14 protein-coding genes are annotated in these 14734 nt (G+C 68.2%); 7 read left to right on the forward strand and 7 right to left on the reverse strand.

Annotated elements, in window-relative coordinates; all coding sequences use genetic code 11:
- Positions 1–115: 115 nt before the first annotated feature.
- Both MMB92_RS16515 and MMB92_RS16520 read left to right on the forward strand, forming a co-directional pair.
- Complete coding sequence (locus tag MMB92_RS16515; RefSeq protein WP_233633707.1) at positions 116–256, forward strand: AidA/PixA family protein; 141 nt, start codon at positions 116–118, stop codon at positions 254–256.
- A gap of 65 nt (positions 257–321) precedes the next feature.
- Positions 322–861 carry an AidA/PixA family protein gene (locus tag MMB92_RS16520; RefSeq protein WP_006483188.1) on the forward strand — a complete coding sequence of 180 codons (540 nt, stop codon included), beginning with the start codon at positions 322–324 and terminating at the stop codon, positions 859–861.
- Between the two features lie 72 nt (positions 862–933).
- Here MMB92_RS16520 and MMB92_RS16525 read toward each other — a convergent pair whose 3' ends face one another.
- Both MMB92_RS16525 and MMB92_RS16530 read right to left on the reverse strand, forming a co-directional pair.
- Positions 934–1875 (reverse strand): ABC transporter substrate-binding protein, encoded by a 942-nt coding sequence (locus tag MMB92_RS16525; RefSeq protein ID WP_034204003.1) that lies wholly within the window; start codon positions 1873–1875, stop codon positions 934–936.
- A 96-nt stretch (positions 1876–1971) separates the two neighbouring features.
- Positions 1972–3093, reverse strand: a complete 1122-nt coding sequence (locus tag MMB92_RS16530) for a TauD/TfdA family dioxygenase (protein WP_200061805.1) — start codon at positions 3091–3093, stop codon at positions 1972–1974.
- A gap of 405 nt (positions 3094–3498) precedes the next feature.
- Between MMB92_RS16530 and MMB92_RS16535 the strand changes: the two genes are divergently transcribed.
- Both MMB92_RS16535 and MMB92_RS16540 read left to right on the forward strand, forming a co-directional pair.
- Positions 3499–4941 (forward strand): MFS transporter, encoded by a 1443-nt coding sequence (locus tag MMB92_RS16535; RefSeq protein WP_200061804.1) that lies wholly within the window; start codon positions 3499–3501, stop codon positions 4939–4941.
- 51 nt (positions 4942–4992) lie between these two features.
- Positions 4993–6261 carry an ATP-grasp domain-containing protein gene (locus MMB92_RS16540; protein ID WP_275526158.1) on the forward strand — a complete coding sequence of 423 codons (1269 nt, stop codon included), beginning with the start codon at positions 4993–4995 and terminating at the stop codon, positions 6259–6261.
- A 17-nt stretch (positions 6262–6278) separates the two neighbouring features.
- On the opposite strand, the gene MMB92_RS16545 is transcribed toward MMB92_RS16540, so the two are convergent.
- Positions 6279–7154 carry a LysR substrate-binding domain-containing protein gene (locus MMB92_RS16545; protein ID WP_006491158.1) on the reverse strand — a complete coding sequence of 292 codons (876 nt, stop codon included), beginning with the start codon at positions 7152–7154 and terminating at the stop codon, positions 6279–6281.
- 166 nt (positions 7155–7320) lie between these two features.
- Here MMB92_RS16545 and MMB92_RS16550 point away from each other — a divergent pair, with 166 nt between their 5' ends.
- Positions 7321–8265, forward strand: a complete 945-nt coding sequence (locus MMB92_RS16550) for a hypothetical protein (protein WP_034204000.1) — start codon at positions 7321–7323, stop codon at positions 8263–8265.
- Positions 8266–8302: 37 nt separating this feature from the next.
- On the forward strand, positions 8303–9511 hold the full coding sequence (locus MMB92_RS16555; protein WP_277562786.1) for an ATP-grasp domain-containing protein: 1209 nt from the start codon (positions 8303–8305) through the stop codon (positions 9509–9511).
- Here the strand turns inward: MMB92_RS16555 and MMB92_RS16560 are convergent.
- Positions 9495–10691 (reverse strand): MFS transporter, encoded by a 1197-nt coding sequence (locus MMB92_RS16560; protein ID WP_124675524.1) that lies wholly within the window; start codon positions 10689–10691, stop codon positions 9495–9497. The two genes, MMB92_RS16555 and MMB92_RS16560, sit on opposite strands and share 17 nt — an antisense overlap.
- Positions 10692–10786: 95 nt before the next feature.
- Here MMB92_RS16560 and MMB92_RS16565 point away from each other — a divergent pair, with 95 nt between their 5' ends.
- On the forward strand, positions 10787–11680 hold the full coding sequence (locus tag MMB92_RS16565; protein ID WP_277562787.1) for a LysR substrate-binding domain-containing protein: 894 nt from the start codon (positions 10787–10789) through the stop codon (positions 11678–11680).
- Between the two features lie 150 nt (positions 11681–11830).
- Here the strand turns inward: MMB92_RS16565 and MMB92_RS16570 are convergent, their stop codons facing one another.
- The 3 genes from MMB92_RS16570 to MMB92_RS16580 form a co-directional block, all read right to left on the reverse strand.
- Positions 11831–11995 carry a hypothetical protein gene (locus MMB92_RS16570; RefSeq protein ID WP_277562788.1) on the reverse strand — a complete coding sequence of 55 codons (165 nt, stop codon included), beginning with the start codon at positions 11993–11995 and terminating at the stop codon, positions 11831–11833.
- 175 nt (positions 11996–12170) lie between these two features.
- Positions 12171–13073 carry an NAD(P)-dependent oxidoreductase gene (locus tag MMB92_RS16575; RefSeq protein ID WP_006493817.1) on the reverse strand — a complete coding sequence of 301 codons (903 nt, stop codon included), beginning with the start codon at positions 13071–13073 and terminating at the stop codon, positions 12171–12173.
- A 56-nt stretch (positions 13074–13129) separates the two neighbouring features.
- A complete protein-coding gene (locus MMB92_RS16580) occupies positions 13130–14458 on the reverse strand; it encodes an MFS transporter (protein WP_277562789.1) in 1329 nt (442 codons plus the stop codon).
- Positions 14459–14734: the final 276 nt, after the last annotated feature.

Here is a 14734-nt window from a genome sequence, read left to right on the forward strand (position 1 = left end):
CCGAAGCGATGGTGCGCCCGGCGAGTGCATCGCTCCTCGGCCTGTCAACTGATACACCCGCTTTGCGCTTCGCCCCATGCAACACCTCCTCGATTAAAGGTGTTGCGACGACCGGTTGAATTCGCCCTACTACTGGTCGTCGGAATGCCTGAAGGTCGGCCGCGTCACCTACCACTTCCAGTTCCAGATCATCGATCGCAACTGCCAGAGCCAGGGCTGCTTCTCGTGGGATCCGTTCATCTCGATCCATAACTGATCGCGGCACGCGGGCGGCCGCACGACGGCCGCCCGTGCCGCTCCCTTGTTGCGGAGGACGTGCTCATGTCTGGTGTTCGTTGCGATGGTCTCGCGATCGTCGACGCCGTCACGCTGCTGTCGGCCTACCCCGATGCGAGCCGGGACGCCGACGCGCCGACCGTGATCGACGGCCGGCACATCTACGTGTTGCGCCCCGGCGACGCCGGGCAGGTCGGCCACAACGACAACCGGCTCTTTGCCGGCCTGTCGCCCGGCGACCAGCTGCATTTGCGCGAAACCGCGCTGGCGCTGCGGGCGGAGGTGACCGTGCTGTTCATCCGGTTCGCGCTGAAGGACGCCGGCATCGTCGCGCCGATCGAAGCGGAAATCCGCGACGCCGCCACCCCGGTGCCGGACGGCGACGACCTGCTGCATCCGTCGTGCCGGCCGATGAAAGACCATTTCTGGCGCAGCGAGGTGCTGGCCCCGGGCATCACCACGTGCACGGCCGATTTCGCCGTGCTCGATCGCGACGGCGCCGTATCGGGCTACTTCCGCTGGGAAACGGCGATCGAGATCGCCGGCAGCCGGCCGGACACGAAACAGCCCGGCGTCGAACCGTAGCCGGATCGCAACCGCCGTTTCACGATGCAGCCGAACGGCGGCCGATCACGCAAGCGCCGCCGCGTGCCGTGTTCAGGTGCGCGGCAACCCCGGCGGATTGGTCTGCGACCGGTCGATCGCCTCGGCATCCAGCCGCCAGTGATCGAGCGCTTTCCGGTAGCTGCCGTTCGCGATCAGCGCATTGATCGCGAGCGTCAGCGGCTCGGCCAGGCCGCTGCCCTTGCGGGTCGTGATCGCGATGTCCGCGGTGCGCGGCCAGCCGCCGCTGACGGTGCCGATCAGCTTCGCATCGCCGCGCAGCGACGCCTGGTACGCGAGCATCGAGTTCACGCTGAAGATCGTGTCAACCCGGCCCGACTGCAGCGCGACCCACCGCTCGGCCGCATCCGCGTAATACTGGATCTCGACCGGCGCGAGGCCGCGCGCGACGTTCTGCCGGTTCCATTCGAGCAGGATCTTTTCCTGGTTCGTGCCCGAATCGGTCACGACGCGCAGCCCGGCGACATCCTTCGGCTCGCGGATCGCGGCCAGCCTGCTGCCGGTTTTCACGTAAAAGCCGAGCTGGTCCTTGCGGTAGGTCGAGAAGTCGAACTTCTCCTTGCGCTGCTCGGTGACCGTCACGTTCGAGATCACCGCGTCGACCTTGCCGGACTGCAGCGCGAGCGGCCAGTCGGCCCACGCGAGCGGCACGATCTTCAGCTTGCGGCCGAGGCTGTCCGCGATCAGTTGCGCGAGATCCGGATCGAAGCCGACCACCGTGCGCGCGTCGGTCGCATAGGTACTGAGCGGCGGCAGGTTCGGTGCGATGCCGATCGTCAGCGTATTCGCTTCGGCAAACCGGAAACCGGCCGGCAACGCCTGCTCGACCGCCGGGTTCACGGCGCCGCGCTGCCGGGCCGGCTGCTCGGGGCTCAGGTCGAACGACGCGGCCTGCGCGGCGAAGGCGCTGCCGGCGATCAGCGCGGCGGCCAGCAAGCGGGCAACGTGTGTCACGGGAAAAGCGTGGCTTCTCATGTCTGGTGGAATCCCTTTTTATTCGATGATGCGTGGCGCACGCGCGGGCGGCGGTTCGGTGACGTTCCGCATACCTTGCCGCCCGGCCCGGCTCCTTTATGCAGGCGTCGCTTCGAGTTCGACCGCGGCCGCACGCCGCGGTGCTGGTTGCACGACGGGCGCCGGCTGCCTCGCCTGCGCCGACTCGCCCGCATACAGCGCCTTCGGGTCGAACACGCGCGCCTGCAGCGGCGTGAACGCACGGAAATTCCACAGGCTGCGCGCGACGAACACACGCTGCACCCAGCGGAACGCGCGATCGTTCTCGTCGTACTGCGGGTCGAAGCGGTCGCGCGAATGCAGCGTGAAGTGGTTGTTGATCAGCACCAGCTTGCCCAGCGACACCTGCACGCCGAACGACACCTCGCGCACCGCGCGATACAGGTTGGCCAGCGCTTCCTGCGCGCGCGGGTTGACCGCCAGCACCATGTCCGGATAGAACGCGACCGTCACGCGCGGCGCATCGAGCGGCCCCGACAGCACGGCGCTCAGGTCGGTGTTGTCGCGCGGCGTCGGCGCCGCGCCGCGCCACCGGTACGGCACGCGGATGATGTAGTGCTCGCCGTAGAGTTGCGCAATATCGTCCGGCGACAGCAGTTGCAGCGCGCGACGCGCATCGGCGAGCCGCGTGTACGGGCCGCCGCCCGCCTCGCTGCGCACGCCGAGCAGCAGCAGCGCGAACGGCGACGTGTCGCCTTCCGGCATGTGCGCCTGCGCGGCGTTCTCGATGTGGAAGTCGAGCTCGACCTCGGACCCCAGGCCCGTGTAGTCGCGCGCGGTCGCCTTGTGCGGCGTCAGGTTGTTCACCAGCTCGCGGCCTTCGTGCGCGATCGAGTACGGCTCGCCGGCCAGCGTGCTCAACGCGACCAGCACGTTCTCGCTCAACACGCCGGCCTTGAACGAGCGGCCGGTTTCCTCGAACCGCGGGCTGCCCGTCACGCCGTCGTCGATCGGCAGGTTGTCGATCTCGATCGAGCCGTGCGCGTCGGCGGTCGGCGCCTTCGCCCGATCGAATGCGTCGACGACCCGGTCGGGAAACGCGTTGTAGGCGAGCTTGCGGACCGCGCTGATATAACCGGCGCCGCCGGCCGGGTCGTAGTCGAGCGCGCCGAGCGTCGTGCGGATATGAGCGGATTCCACTGCCGTCAAAGCGATGCGTTCATCTGCGAGATAGGTCATAGGTCTCTCGTATAAAGATCTGGTTCGAAGAGCGGCGTGGCATCACCGCCGCGCTCCACCGTCCTCGGGGCGAAGCGCTCGACAAGACTAGGAGACCGTCATTGCATTGCGAAATGATATTAATTCGATTGCAAACGAAAATTATCGATATAAGTTCAGCAATCCGGGCGGAACCGGTTCACGTCGTTTGCACCTGCCCTTAACACGAATACTTGTTAAAAAATCGCTGCTTATTATTTGTATTCGCCAACGGGTCGATGCTAGTTTTCTGTCGGATTCGACGATGCGGCCGGCGCCCGACGGGCAGCCGGCTTCCTCTATCCGCCCTACGGGAACCCGCCAGATGAATCGATACCGCCTGCCGCACCCGACGTCGCACACGTCCGGCCCGCACCGGGAGCCGCGATGAACGATCACGCCCCGGCGCTCGACCGCGTCGACCATCCACCTGCCGCCGCCGCGACTGCGCCGCGTACGTCGCTGCGCGCCATCTTCCCGACCGTCGCGGCCGCGAGCCTGGGCTTCGCGATCGTCCAGCTCGACGTGACCGTCGTCAACGTCGCGATTCCGAGCCTCGGTCAGGCGTTCGGATCGAGCGTTCACGGGCTGCAGTGGATCGTCGATGCGTACACGCTGTCGTTCGCCGCGCTGCTGCTGACGTCGGGCACGCTGGCCGACCGCTTCGGCAGCCGCCGGCTGTTCGCGTACGGTCTTGCGCTGTTCCTGCTCGCGTCGCTCGGCTGCGCGCTCGCGCCGTCGCTGGCGGCGCTGGTCGCCGCGCGGGTCGCGCAAGGCGTCGGCGCCGCGATGATCCTGCCCACGTCGCTCGCGCTCATCACGCATGCGTGCGCGAACGACGCCGCCGCGCGCGTGAAAGCCGTCGCGTGGTGGAGCGCGACGGGCGGCGCGATCAGCGCGGCCGGCCCGACGCTCGGTGGCCTGCTGATCGATTCGCTCGGCTGGCGCGCGATCTTCTTCATCAACCTGCCGATCTGCGCGCTCGGGCTGTGGCTCACGCTGCGCCACGTGCGGGATTCGGCCGCCGCGCGCACCCGGCTGTTCGATCCGGCCGGCCAGATCGTCGCGGTACTCGTGCTCGGGTTGCTGACGGGCGGGATCATCCGCGCCGGTGCGCACGGGATCAGCGACCCGTATGCGGCCGGCGCGCTGCTCGCGTCGGTCGCACTCGGTGCGCTGTTCGTCGCGATCGAACGGCGCGTGGCCGCGCCGATGCTGCAGCTCGCGTTCTTCCGGATCGCCCGCGTGCCGGGCGTGCTCGCGATCGGCGCGATCACGAATGCGGCGTTCTACGGGCTGATCTTCTCGCTCAGCCTCTATTTCCAGAACGCGCGCGGCTTCACGGCGACCGAATCGGGGCTCGCGCTCGCGCCGCTCACGATCATCATGCTCGCCAACATCGCGAGCGCACGGCTCGCGGTCCGCTACGGGTTTCGCGCGACCGTGATCGTCGGGCTCGCCGTGTCGCTCGCCGGCTACGTGTGGCTGTGGCAAACGCTCGCCGCGCACACGCCGTATGCGCTGCTGGCGCCCGGGCTCGCGGCGATGGCGATCGGCGGCGGCATCGCGATTCCCGCGCTGACGTCGACGCTGCTCGGCAGCGTCGAGGCCGGCCGCTCGGGCACCGCGTCCGCGATTCTCAATACCGCGCGCCAGGTCGGCGCCGCGATCGGCGTCGCGGCACTCGGCGCGCTGGTCGCCGGCCAGGGCGCGGCCATCGTGGCCGGCGCCGCGCATGCGTTCGCCGTCGCGGCCGTGCTCGTCGCGATCTGTGTCGTGCTGGCCGTGCGCTGGCCCCGCGACACTCCCGTTACCGGCACGCGGGCCTGAGCGCGCTGCCGCACGACGTCCTTCAACCGCCCCCATCCGAGCGAGGAATCCATGCAGCATCGCTTCATCGATACCGTCCTGATCGTCGACGGCGCGTCGACCGCCGCCTATCTGGCCCCCGCGTTTCGCGCATACGGCATCCGTTGCGCGCATGTGATCAGCGACCCCGATCTGCCCGCAATCTACCGGAACCAGTTCGTGCCGTCCGACTACGTCCGCCAGGTCCAGCATCGCGGCGACATCGACGCGACGCTCGCGCAACTGGCCGACCTGCGGATCGGCGCGGTGCTGCACGGCCTCGACGCGGCGCTCGAGCTGGCCGACACGCTCGCCGAGCGGCTCGACGTGCCCTATCGCAACCCGCTCGCGACCTCCGCCGCACGACGCGACAAGTTCGCGATGAACGAGCGCATTCGCGCGGCCGGGTTGCGTGCGCCGGCGCACTTCCACAGCACGTCGGTCGACGAAGCGCTCGCTTGGGCGCGCGCGCAGGGCACGCTGCCGCTCGTCGTGAAGCCGGCGCGCAGCGCGGGCGTGACCGGCGTGAAGATCTGCCGGACGCTCGCGCAGGTCGAGGCCGCCGCGCGCGACGTGCTGGCGACCCGTTCGCTGTACAACCAGCCGAACGACGACATCGTGATCCAGAGCTATTCCGAAGGGCAGGAATACATCGTCGACTCGGTGTCGTTCGAGGGCCGCCATCGCGTGGTCAGCCTGTGGGAGGTGCATCGCGACCGCACGCACGCGCCGCGGCTCGACAAGATGCTGGTGCTGAACCATGCCGACCCGCGCTACGCACCGCTGCTCGACTACGCGGCCGACGTGCTCGACGCGCTGGACGTGCGCTTCGGGCCGACCCATCTGGAGCTGTTCGATACGGCCGACGGGCCGACGATCGTCGAGCTGAACGCGCGGCTCCACGGCAGTCTCGATCCGCGGCTGACAAGCGCGGTCAGCGGCGAGAATCACGTGTCGGCCGCCGTCGAAGCGGTGCTGCATCCGGAACGGCTGTTCGGCGAGATCACCACGCCGACGGATTTTCGCGGCTACTGCGGGCACGTGCTGCTGCTGTCGTCGCGCAACGGCGTGCTGCGGCAGGATTTCACGTGGCAGGCGATCCAGGCGCTGCCGTCGTTCGTCGGGCTCAAGCAATGGATCAAGGTCGGTGACACGCTGCGCGTGACCACCGACCTGCAGACCGCCCTCGGCACGGTCGGCCTGTACAGCCCGACCTTCGAGCGGCTGCTCGAGGATTGCCGGCGGATTCGCGAAATCGAGGCCGACTTCTTCGCGGACGAACGCGCGGTCGCGCCGGCCTAGGGCCGGATCGTCTCGCGTCAGCGCGCGAGCAGCGCACCCGCCTGCCGGCCGAGCACCGCGCGCAACGCGTCGAGTTCGGGCAGCGCGGGCGCTTCGTCGGGCGTGACGAGATAGGTCGTCACGCTGTCGAGATCGTCGAACGCGTGCGTGCGCAGTTCCTTGCGCGCCACGTGCTCGGTCGTGATCCGTTTCGGCAGGATCGCGACACCCATCCCGGCCGCCACGCAGCCGAGAATCGCGCCGAACGTGCCGAACGACGACACCGACTCGATCGCGACGCCGCGCGCCTTCAGCCAGTGTTCCGCGACCGCGCGATACGGACAGCCGTCGTGAAACGCGAGCAAGCGCACCGTGTTGTCGGCCAGCAACTGCCGGCGCGTGACGGTCGCCGCGCTCACCAGCACCATGTCTTCCGCGAATGCGGGCTCGTAACGCAGCCCGGGCCGGACAACCGCGCGAGCGGTCAACGCCGCGTCGATCCGGCCGCGCAACAGCGCCTCGGCCAGATCGGGCTCGCTGCCAATCTGCACCGCGAGGCCGAGCGCCGGGTCGCGCTCCTTCAGCGCGGCGGCCAGCGCCGGCAGCCGCGTGGCGGCGGTGCTCTCCATCGATCCCAGCCGGAAGCTGCGGGCGACCGGCGTTTCGCGCACCACCTGCGTCGCTTCGTCGACGAGGCGCAGGATGCGGTCGCAATACGGCATCAGCCGGCGCCCGGCGTCGTTCAGCACCAGCCGCTTGCCGTGCCGGTCGAACAGCGGCGCGTCGAGCGACTCTTCGAGCTGGCGCAGCCGCGCCGTGACGTTCGATTGCGTGCAGCCGAGCCGTTCGGCCGCGCGCAGCGCGCTGCCTTCCTGCACGACGGCCCGGAAAGTTTCGAGCAGAGGGATGTTCATATCGGTTTCTCTTGTTACCGATTCAGTTTATATCATTTTACTTCGCCAATCATCCGGATTAGCCTAGCGGGTATTCCCTGCCGGCCGGCCCTTCTCAAGGAATCCGCATGCCATTCGCTGCCTGCTTCGGCTTCACCCCCGTTCGCCGCCGGCTCGAGGTTCGTCCGTGCGCGCACTGATCGCCGCGCTGGTGCGGCGTGGCCCGACCGTGCTCGCGTGCGGCGTCGGCCTCGGGCTGCTGGTGCCGCCGCTCGCGGCGCTCGCGCGGCCGTTGATGCCCGTTACCGTGTTCCTGTTCGTGCTCGGCACGCTGCTGCGGGTCGAGCCGAGCGCGGTGCGCGCGGTCGCGCGGCGGCCGGCCGTGTCGCTGCTGCTGCCCGCCGTGACGATGATCGCGTGTCCGGTCGCGCTCGGCATCGCCGCGCGGCTCGCCGGCCTGCCGTACGACTGGGTCGTCGCGCTGGTGATCGCATACTGCGCGCCGCCGTCGAGCGGTACGTCGACGATCGCACGGATGCTGTCGCTCGACGCAAGCGTCGCGCTCGTCGCGACCCTCGCGTCGATGGTGTTCGTGCCGCTGACCGCACCGCTGTTGACCGCGTGGTTCAGCCACGACGCGGCCGTGTCGATCCCGCCGTCGAGCCTCGCGCTGCGGCTCGCGCTGCTGATCGGCAGCGCCGAGGGCGTCGCGCTGCTCGTGCGCCGCCTTGCCGGCGCGCGGCTCGCACGCCATGCGACGCCGATCGACGCGATCGTCGTCGTCGCGCTGCTGATATTCGCGCTCGGCACGATGGCCGGCATGCAGCAGTCGATCATCGACGCACCGCACCGCGCACTGGCCGCGATCGCCGTTGCGTTCGCCGTCAACGCGGGTTTCCAGATCGTCGCGTACGGGCTCACGCCCGGCGACGTCCGCACGCGCCTGAACGTCGCGCTGATCGTCGCCAACCGCAACGTCGGGCTGATGTGGGCCGCGCTCGGGCTGGCCGCCACGCCGACCATGGCGCTCGTGTTCGCGTGCGCGCAGTTGCCGATCTATACGCTGCCGCGCGTCGTCCAGCATCTGCTGCCGCGCCTCGAAGCCCAGCGCCTGCGCAGGCGCGCGCGCTAGCCGGCTTTCCTCTTCCGCCCTCGATCAAGGATTCCTCATGAAGCGACTCATCGTGATCGGCGCACGCGCCACCGGCAGCAGCATCGCGCTGGTGCGCGGCGCCCTCGCACGCCAGGTGGCCGTGACCGTCGTCACCGCGCCCGGCCATCGTCTCGACGGCGTGTTTCCCGACGGCGTCGAGACGGTCAACCTCGCGCCCGACGCCGGCCAGCTCGCCGGCTGGCTGCGCGCGCGCTATCCGGACGAACTCGACACGCTGCGCGTGACGACCGCGCACGACACCTATGCGCGCACCGCCGCGTGGGTCGCCGATGCGCTCGGGCTGCCCGGCCCCGATGCACGGCACGTCGCGCACGCGGTGTCGAAGTCCAACCAGAAGGCGCTGCTCGCCGCGCACGGCATCCCGGCCGCGCAGTTCGTCGCGGGCACGCTGGCCGCGCCGGCGGCGCTCGCGGCCGCGGCCGCGCCGTTGCGCTTTCCGGTCGTCGTCAAGCCAGCGGAAGGCTCCGCGAGCGACGGCGTGCGCCGCTGCGAGGACATCGCCGCCGTGCGCGCGCAGCTCGACGCGCTCGCTGCCGTGCGGGCCGATGCCCCGTCGCTTGCGACCGAACGCGTCGTCATCGAGGAGTTCCTGGACGGCAGCGAATACTGCGTCGAGTATTTCGACGGCCGCTATGTCGGCGCGCTGCGCAAGCTGAAGCGGCATGGCGCCGGCTTTCTCGAACGCGGCTATACGTCCGAACTCGATCTCGACGCCGACACGCTGCGCGCGCTGATCGACGTCGGCACGCGTGCGACGGCCGCCGCCGGGCTCACGTGGGGGCCCGTGCATCTCGACTGCATCGTGCATGATCGCGTGCCGCACGTGATCGAACTGAACCCGCGTATCGCGGGCAGCTTCATCTGCGACATCGTGCGCGACGGGTACGGCTTCAACGTGGTCGAAGCGTTGCTCGACAAGCTCGACGGCAGGACGGTGACGATTCCCGCGCTGTTCGAGCCGCACGCGTATGCGCGCGCCGAATTCCTGCTCGACAGCGATCCCCGCGCGTGGCGCTTCGCGCAGGCCGGGGAGATCGACGACGGAGCGGTCAGGATCAGCTACGGACCGCACGTGCTGCCCGATCGGGAGCGGCGTGCGTTTCTTTATGTGCGGGTGGCGTTGCCGGCCGGGTATGATCCCGCGGACAGCGTGGGGGCGGCGGGTGCGCGCGGCGAGTTGAAATCGACTACCGAGTCGGCCTGACTTCAGGCGAGCGAGATTTGCTTGCGCCGGCAGGCGGCGTCCCGCGCCAGAAGAAAAACACGAGCGCGCCCGCGATCGCCTGTGCGCCGACGACGAACGCGACGCAGCCCGCCCAGCCCCAGCGATTCCATGCGGGAACAGGCAGGACCGAGCCGAGACTGCCGCCAAGGTAATAGAAGGAAAGGTAGATGCCGATCGCCGTCGATCGTGCCCCGCGTGCCACCCGCGAGATGAACGCATTGGCCGACGCCTGCTCGACGAACACCGCGGTTGAACTGAGCGCGAGACCGGTCAGGATCGCACTGACGCTGCTCGACAGCGTGAGCAATGCACCGACGATCGCGAGCCCGGTCGCCGCAAGCGCGAGATCGCGCGGGCCGCGTTGCGCCGCGACGCGGCCCGCGAGCGGTGTGACGACCACCGCGACGAGAAATACCGCATAGATCGCGCCGATCTCGACCGTATCGAAGCCAAATGGCGCACCGGCCAGCCGCAGTCCGACAAACGTGAACGTCGCGACCTGCGATGCGAGCACGCATGCGCCGACCAGAAACGACGCCAGCAGCGGGCCGCGTGTCAAGAGCTTCCGGCGCGGCGTCGCCACGCCATCGCCATCCGGACGCGCGACGCCGGACCTCGGCAGGCACGCGTGGATCGCGAGGCCCGTCGCGAGACACAGGAACGCGATGAAATCGAGCGCGTGACGCCAGCCGAACGCGGACGTCAGGATATTGGTCACGAAGCGCCCGGCGAATCCGCCGAGCGTCGTACCGGCGACGAACAGTGCGCTGACCTCCGTCGCCGCGTCGTGGCTGAAGATCTCGCCGATACAGGCGATCGAGATCGCGAAGATGAACGGCATCAGCATGCCCGCGGCAAAGCGGGCGGCGAGAAACGATGAAAAGTGCGCCGCGTGCCCCGACCACAGGACGGGAAGCGCACACGCCACGGCGGCGCACGAAATGACCGTCCGGCGATCGAAGCGGGCGGCCAGCGTACCGACGAACGGAGCGATAATGGCAACCGCCAAGGTAGTGGCGCTGATGCCCTGGCCGGCCTGTTCGGCGCTCACGTTGAAGGCCGCGGCGAGTTCGTGCAGGATGCCCTGCGTCGAATAAAGATTGATAAATGCCGCGAACCCGCACAGGAAAAATGCGAATCGGATGGTTCTGTTGCCCACGGGTGATGCCGTCTCTGATGTGGGTGACAGTCTGACGAGCGGGCGGCACGCGTGCCAATACTGTTTTCGTGGCCATTGATACCGAAACGACAAAAATGCTCGACCTACGCCGCCTCCGCTATTTCGTGACCGTCGCCGACGAATTGCACTTCGGACGCGCGGCGTTGCGTTTGCGTATCGCCCAGCCGCCTTTGACGCGCCATATCGCCGCGCTGGAAGCCGACCTCGGCATCCGGCTGTTCGAGCGGTCCACGCGCGCGGTGCAGCTCACGCCGGCAGGCGCGCTGTTTCTCGAACAGGCGAGAACCGTCGTTCATGCGGTCGACGAGGCGGAGGCGACCGCGCGCAAGATGGCGCAGGGTATGGTAGGCCGTGTCGTGATCGGCTACGCAAGCTCCATCCCGATGTCCGACGCGTTTTCGGACATCATCCGCAACGTGAGCCGCAGCATGCCGGTAGTCGAGTTGGCGTTTCGGGAGGTATCGACCGCCAGTCAGCGCCAGCAGATCGCCGACGGCACGCTGGACATCGGCTTCGGCTGGTCAACGGCGACGGCGTCCGGCGAGCGCATCCGCTCCCTCGTCGTGTCGCGGGAACCGCTCGTCGCCGCGGTGCCGGCCCGGAGCCGATACGCAGGCAACGCGACGATCGCGTTCCGCGAACTCGCGATGGAGAACTTCGTCACGTTCCCTTCCGGGTACGGTTCCGCGCTGAACGCCGCGCTCGAGGATCTGTGCGCGCATGAAGGCGTGACGCCACGGATAGGACCGACCGCGTCGCAGATCACGACACTGGTGTCGCTGGTGGCGGCGGAACGCGGCGTCGCCATCGTGCCCGGCTTCACGTCGACGTTGCACCGCCCGGGCGTCGCTTACGTGCCGCTGGCGAGGCCGCACGTGCTCGAGCTGGTCGTCACGTGGTCCGAACCGTTTTCGTCGACCTGCGTCGAGCAATTCGTCGAGTTCGCCCGGTCGGTCGCGCCGGACTAGGCTTCCCGCTCCTGCTTCACGTACCACGATATCCGAGACGCATACGTTGACGTCGTACGTATGTGCATACGCTACGAGACCCGACTAAGCGGTGCACCATACGCGCGGCCGGAGCATGCGTGCGCACGGACGATTTCCGGATCGACCGGGCTATGTCCCGAAACGATCAAAGGTGGCGTGCATGGCTTCCAGCGCCCGTTTCCTCGGAATAGCCTGCTTCACGTTCTCGGCGAAGCTGTCGTAGATCGCATCGAACTGCTTGCTGTTGAAGCGCTGAATCGCGATCTTTTCGGCATCGTCTGCAATGGCCTTCATGCGAGTAATACCCGAGGTGCACCTTGGTCATGAGCAACAGGCCGACGCAGATCAGTACGGCTACCACGGCAGCAATCGATTTCGTTCTTTTTGTCATCGGTCGTCGCACCCGCGACAAACGGGTTCCCGGATCTTTTCCGGCGATCCTGCCCCGCACGCACGATCGCCCGCCTCCTCAAAGCGACGCGCCGTCGTCGCGCGTGGGCCCCGCCATCAGCACATCGGTCAGTTTCAGCACCGGACAATGCGCGCCGGCCCCGGCAACGGCATCGCGGTACGTATCCGTGACGGCCGCCGCGATCGCATGGGCCGCATCGACGCCTTCGGCCATCGCCGAGTAGTACGACAGATCCTTCAGCGCATTCGCCATATGGAACGGCAGCGCGGACGTGTCGCCGGACTCCAGGAACGGACGCAGCCGGTTCAGCGCGGCGCCGCCGCCACCGCCGTTGGCGAGCACGTCGGCGAGCACCGCGACGTCCACGCCCGCGCGCTTCGCGCACGCGACGGCTTCCGACAGCAGCGCGATGGTCCCGAGCGAAACATAGTTGTGCAAAAGCTTCATGCTGTGGCCGGCCCCGACATCGCCGACGCGCGTGATGTTTTCGGCGAAGCACGCGAGCACCGGCCGGATCTCCGCGAACAACCCGGGCGTCGCGCCGACCAGCAGGTTCAGCCGGCCCTCGTGAGCCTCCCTGGCGCCGCGCGTCATCGGCGCATCGACGAAGCGCCCGCCTGCCGCTTCGACGAGCCGCGCCATCCGGACGGTCGACTCGGGAACCGCGGTCGAACAATCGACGACGATCGCGTTGTCCTTCAGGCCGGCCAACACGCCGTCCTCGCCGGTGAGCACCGCTTCCACCTCGGGGGAACCCGTCACGCAGAGGATGACGACGTCCGCTTGCGCGGCCAGTTCGCGCGCGGTCCGCACGGTCCGGACGCCGCCCTGCAGCAGTTCGTCGAGCGGCTGGTTGCCCGGATGCTCGACGACCGTGAGCGGATAACCGTGCTTCAGCACGTTGCGCGCAATACCATGCCCCATCAAACCCACGCCGATCAGGCCAATCTGCTGTTTCATGTCATTCCCGTCAAAAAAGGCGCCGCGGCGCTGCGCCGCGGCGAACCGGATTGTCGTTACCGCTCGACCAGCCGCGCCGGCAGCAGCATCGTGAGGACGAGGCCCAGCAACAGGCACCCGACCATCAGGAACAGCGGCACGGCGAGATTGCCGGACAGCTGCTTCAGGTAGCCGACCGCATAGGGGCCGAAGAAACCGCCGAGGTTGCCGAACGAGCTGATCACCGCGATGCCCATCGTTACCGACGCGGCGCCGAGCGCCGCGGTCGGCATGCTCCAGAACAGCGGCGGAAACGAGATAAGCCCCGCGTTCGCAATGCAAAGCGCGAACATCCCGAGCCACAGCTGATCGTGCCAGACGACCGACAGCCCGAGCCCCGTCGCGCCCATCAGCAGAAGCGCGGCGACGTGCAGCCGCCGTCCGCCGCGCCGGTCCGCGCTGCGCCCGAACAGGACCATCACGACCACGGCCACCGCGTTCGGCAGCGCGGCGAGCAGGCCGATCACGAAATCGCTGCCGATGCCCATCTGCTTGATCATCGTCGGCGCCCAGAACGTATAGCCGTAAATCGCGAAGACGTCGAGAAAGTAGATCACGCAGAACGCCCACACGAGCCAGCTCGAGAACAGGCCGCGGTGCGCGACGGACTCGGTCGTCGCGCGGTCTTCCGCCAGTACGCGTGCGAGGACGGCGCGCTCCGCGTGCGAGAAGCGCGCGCTGCGCGTGACGTCGTCGTCGAGGCCTTTCCATACGTACAGCGCGGCCAGGAATGCCGGCAGCGCCTCGAGAATGAAGATCCATTTCCAGCCCGGTATCTGCATCGCCCCGTCGAAATACTGCAGGATGAAGCCGGTCAACGGCGATCCGATCAGGCCGGCCAGCGCCAGCGCCGCGTAGAACATCGACAGGATCCGCGCGCGCCGCCGCCCCGGGAACGAACGCGCCATGTACAGCACGATGGCCGGGATGAAGCCGGCCTCGGCGACGCCGAGCAGGAAGCGCATCACGTAGAACTGCATCGGCGTGGACACGAACGCGGTCAATCCCGACACGATGCCCCACGACACGACGATCCGCGTGATCCAGCGCCGCGGCCCGACCCGCACCAGCAGCATGTTGCTCGGCACCTCGAAGATCACGTAGCCCAGAAAGAATATTCCGGCGCCGAAGCCGAACACCGCATCCGAAAAGCCCAGGTGCTGGCTCATCTGCAGCTTGGCGAAGCTGACGTTCACGCGGTCGATGTACGAAGTGACGTACGCGAACATCAGGATGGGCAGGATCTGCACGGCCAGCCGACGAAAGATCCGGTCCTCCTGCGCGAGGTCGTGCGCCGATGTCGGGGCGGCGAGGTCGCCCGGATCGCAGGTCGCGTCGATTTCCACGTTTGTCTCCGAAAGTTCATGGATGGCCCCGCGTGCAGTCGCTGTCGAGATAAGTGTGTGCGACAGGGGACCGTTCGAATCTACCGGCTGCCCCGGCCGCCCGATATGCGAAATCCTTCAAGCGGCACTTCGAATATCTCGAACGCATGCCCGCGCCGGCCATCGTACGGTGCAATGCACAAGCCACCGGAAAAACGGATTCTAGCGCCGATCGCCCGCGCGACACGGGCAGCCGCGGGATGATCGCGGCGTCGCGGTGTGCGGCGCACCATTCGC

Source organism: Burkholderia sp. IO2 (genome assembly GCF_029522185.1).
GTDB lineage: Bacteria > Pseudomonadota > Gammaproteobacteria > Burkholderiales > Burkholderiaceae > Burkholderia > Burkholderia cenocepacia.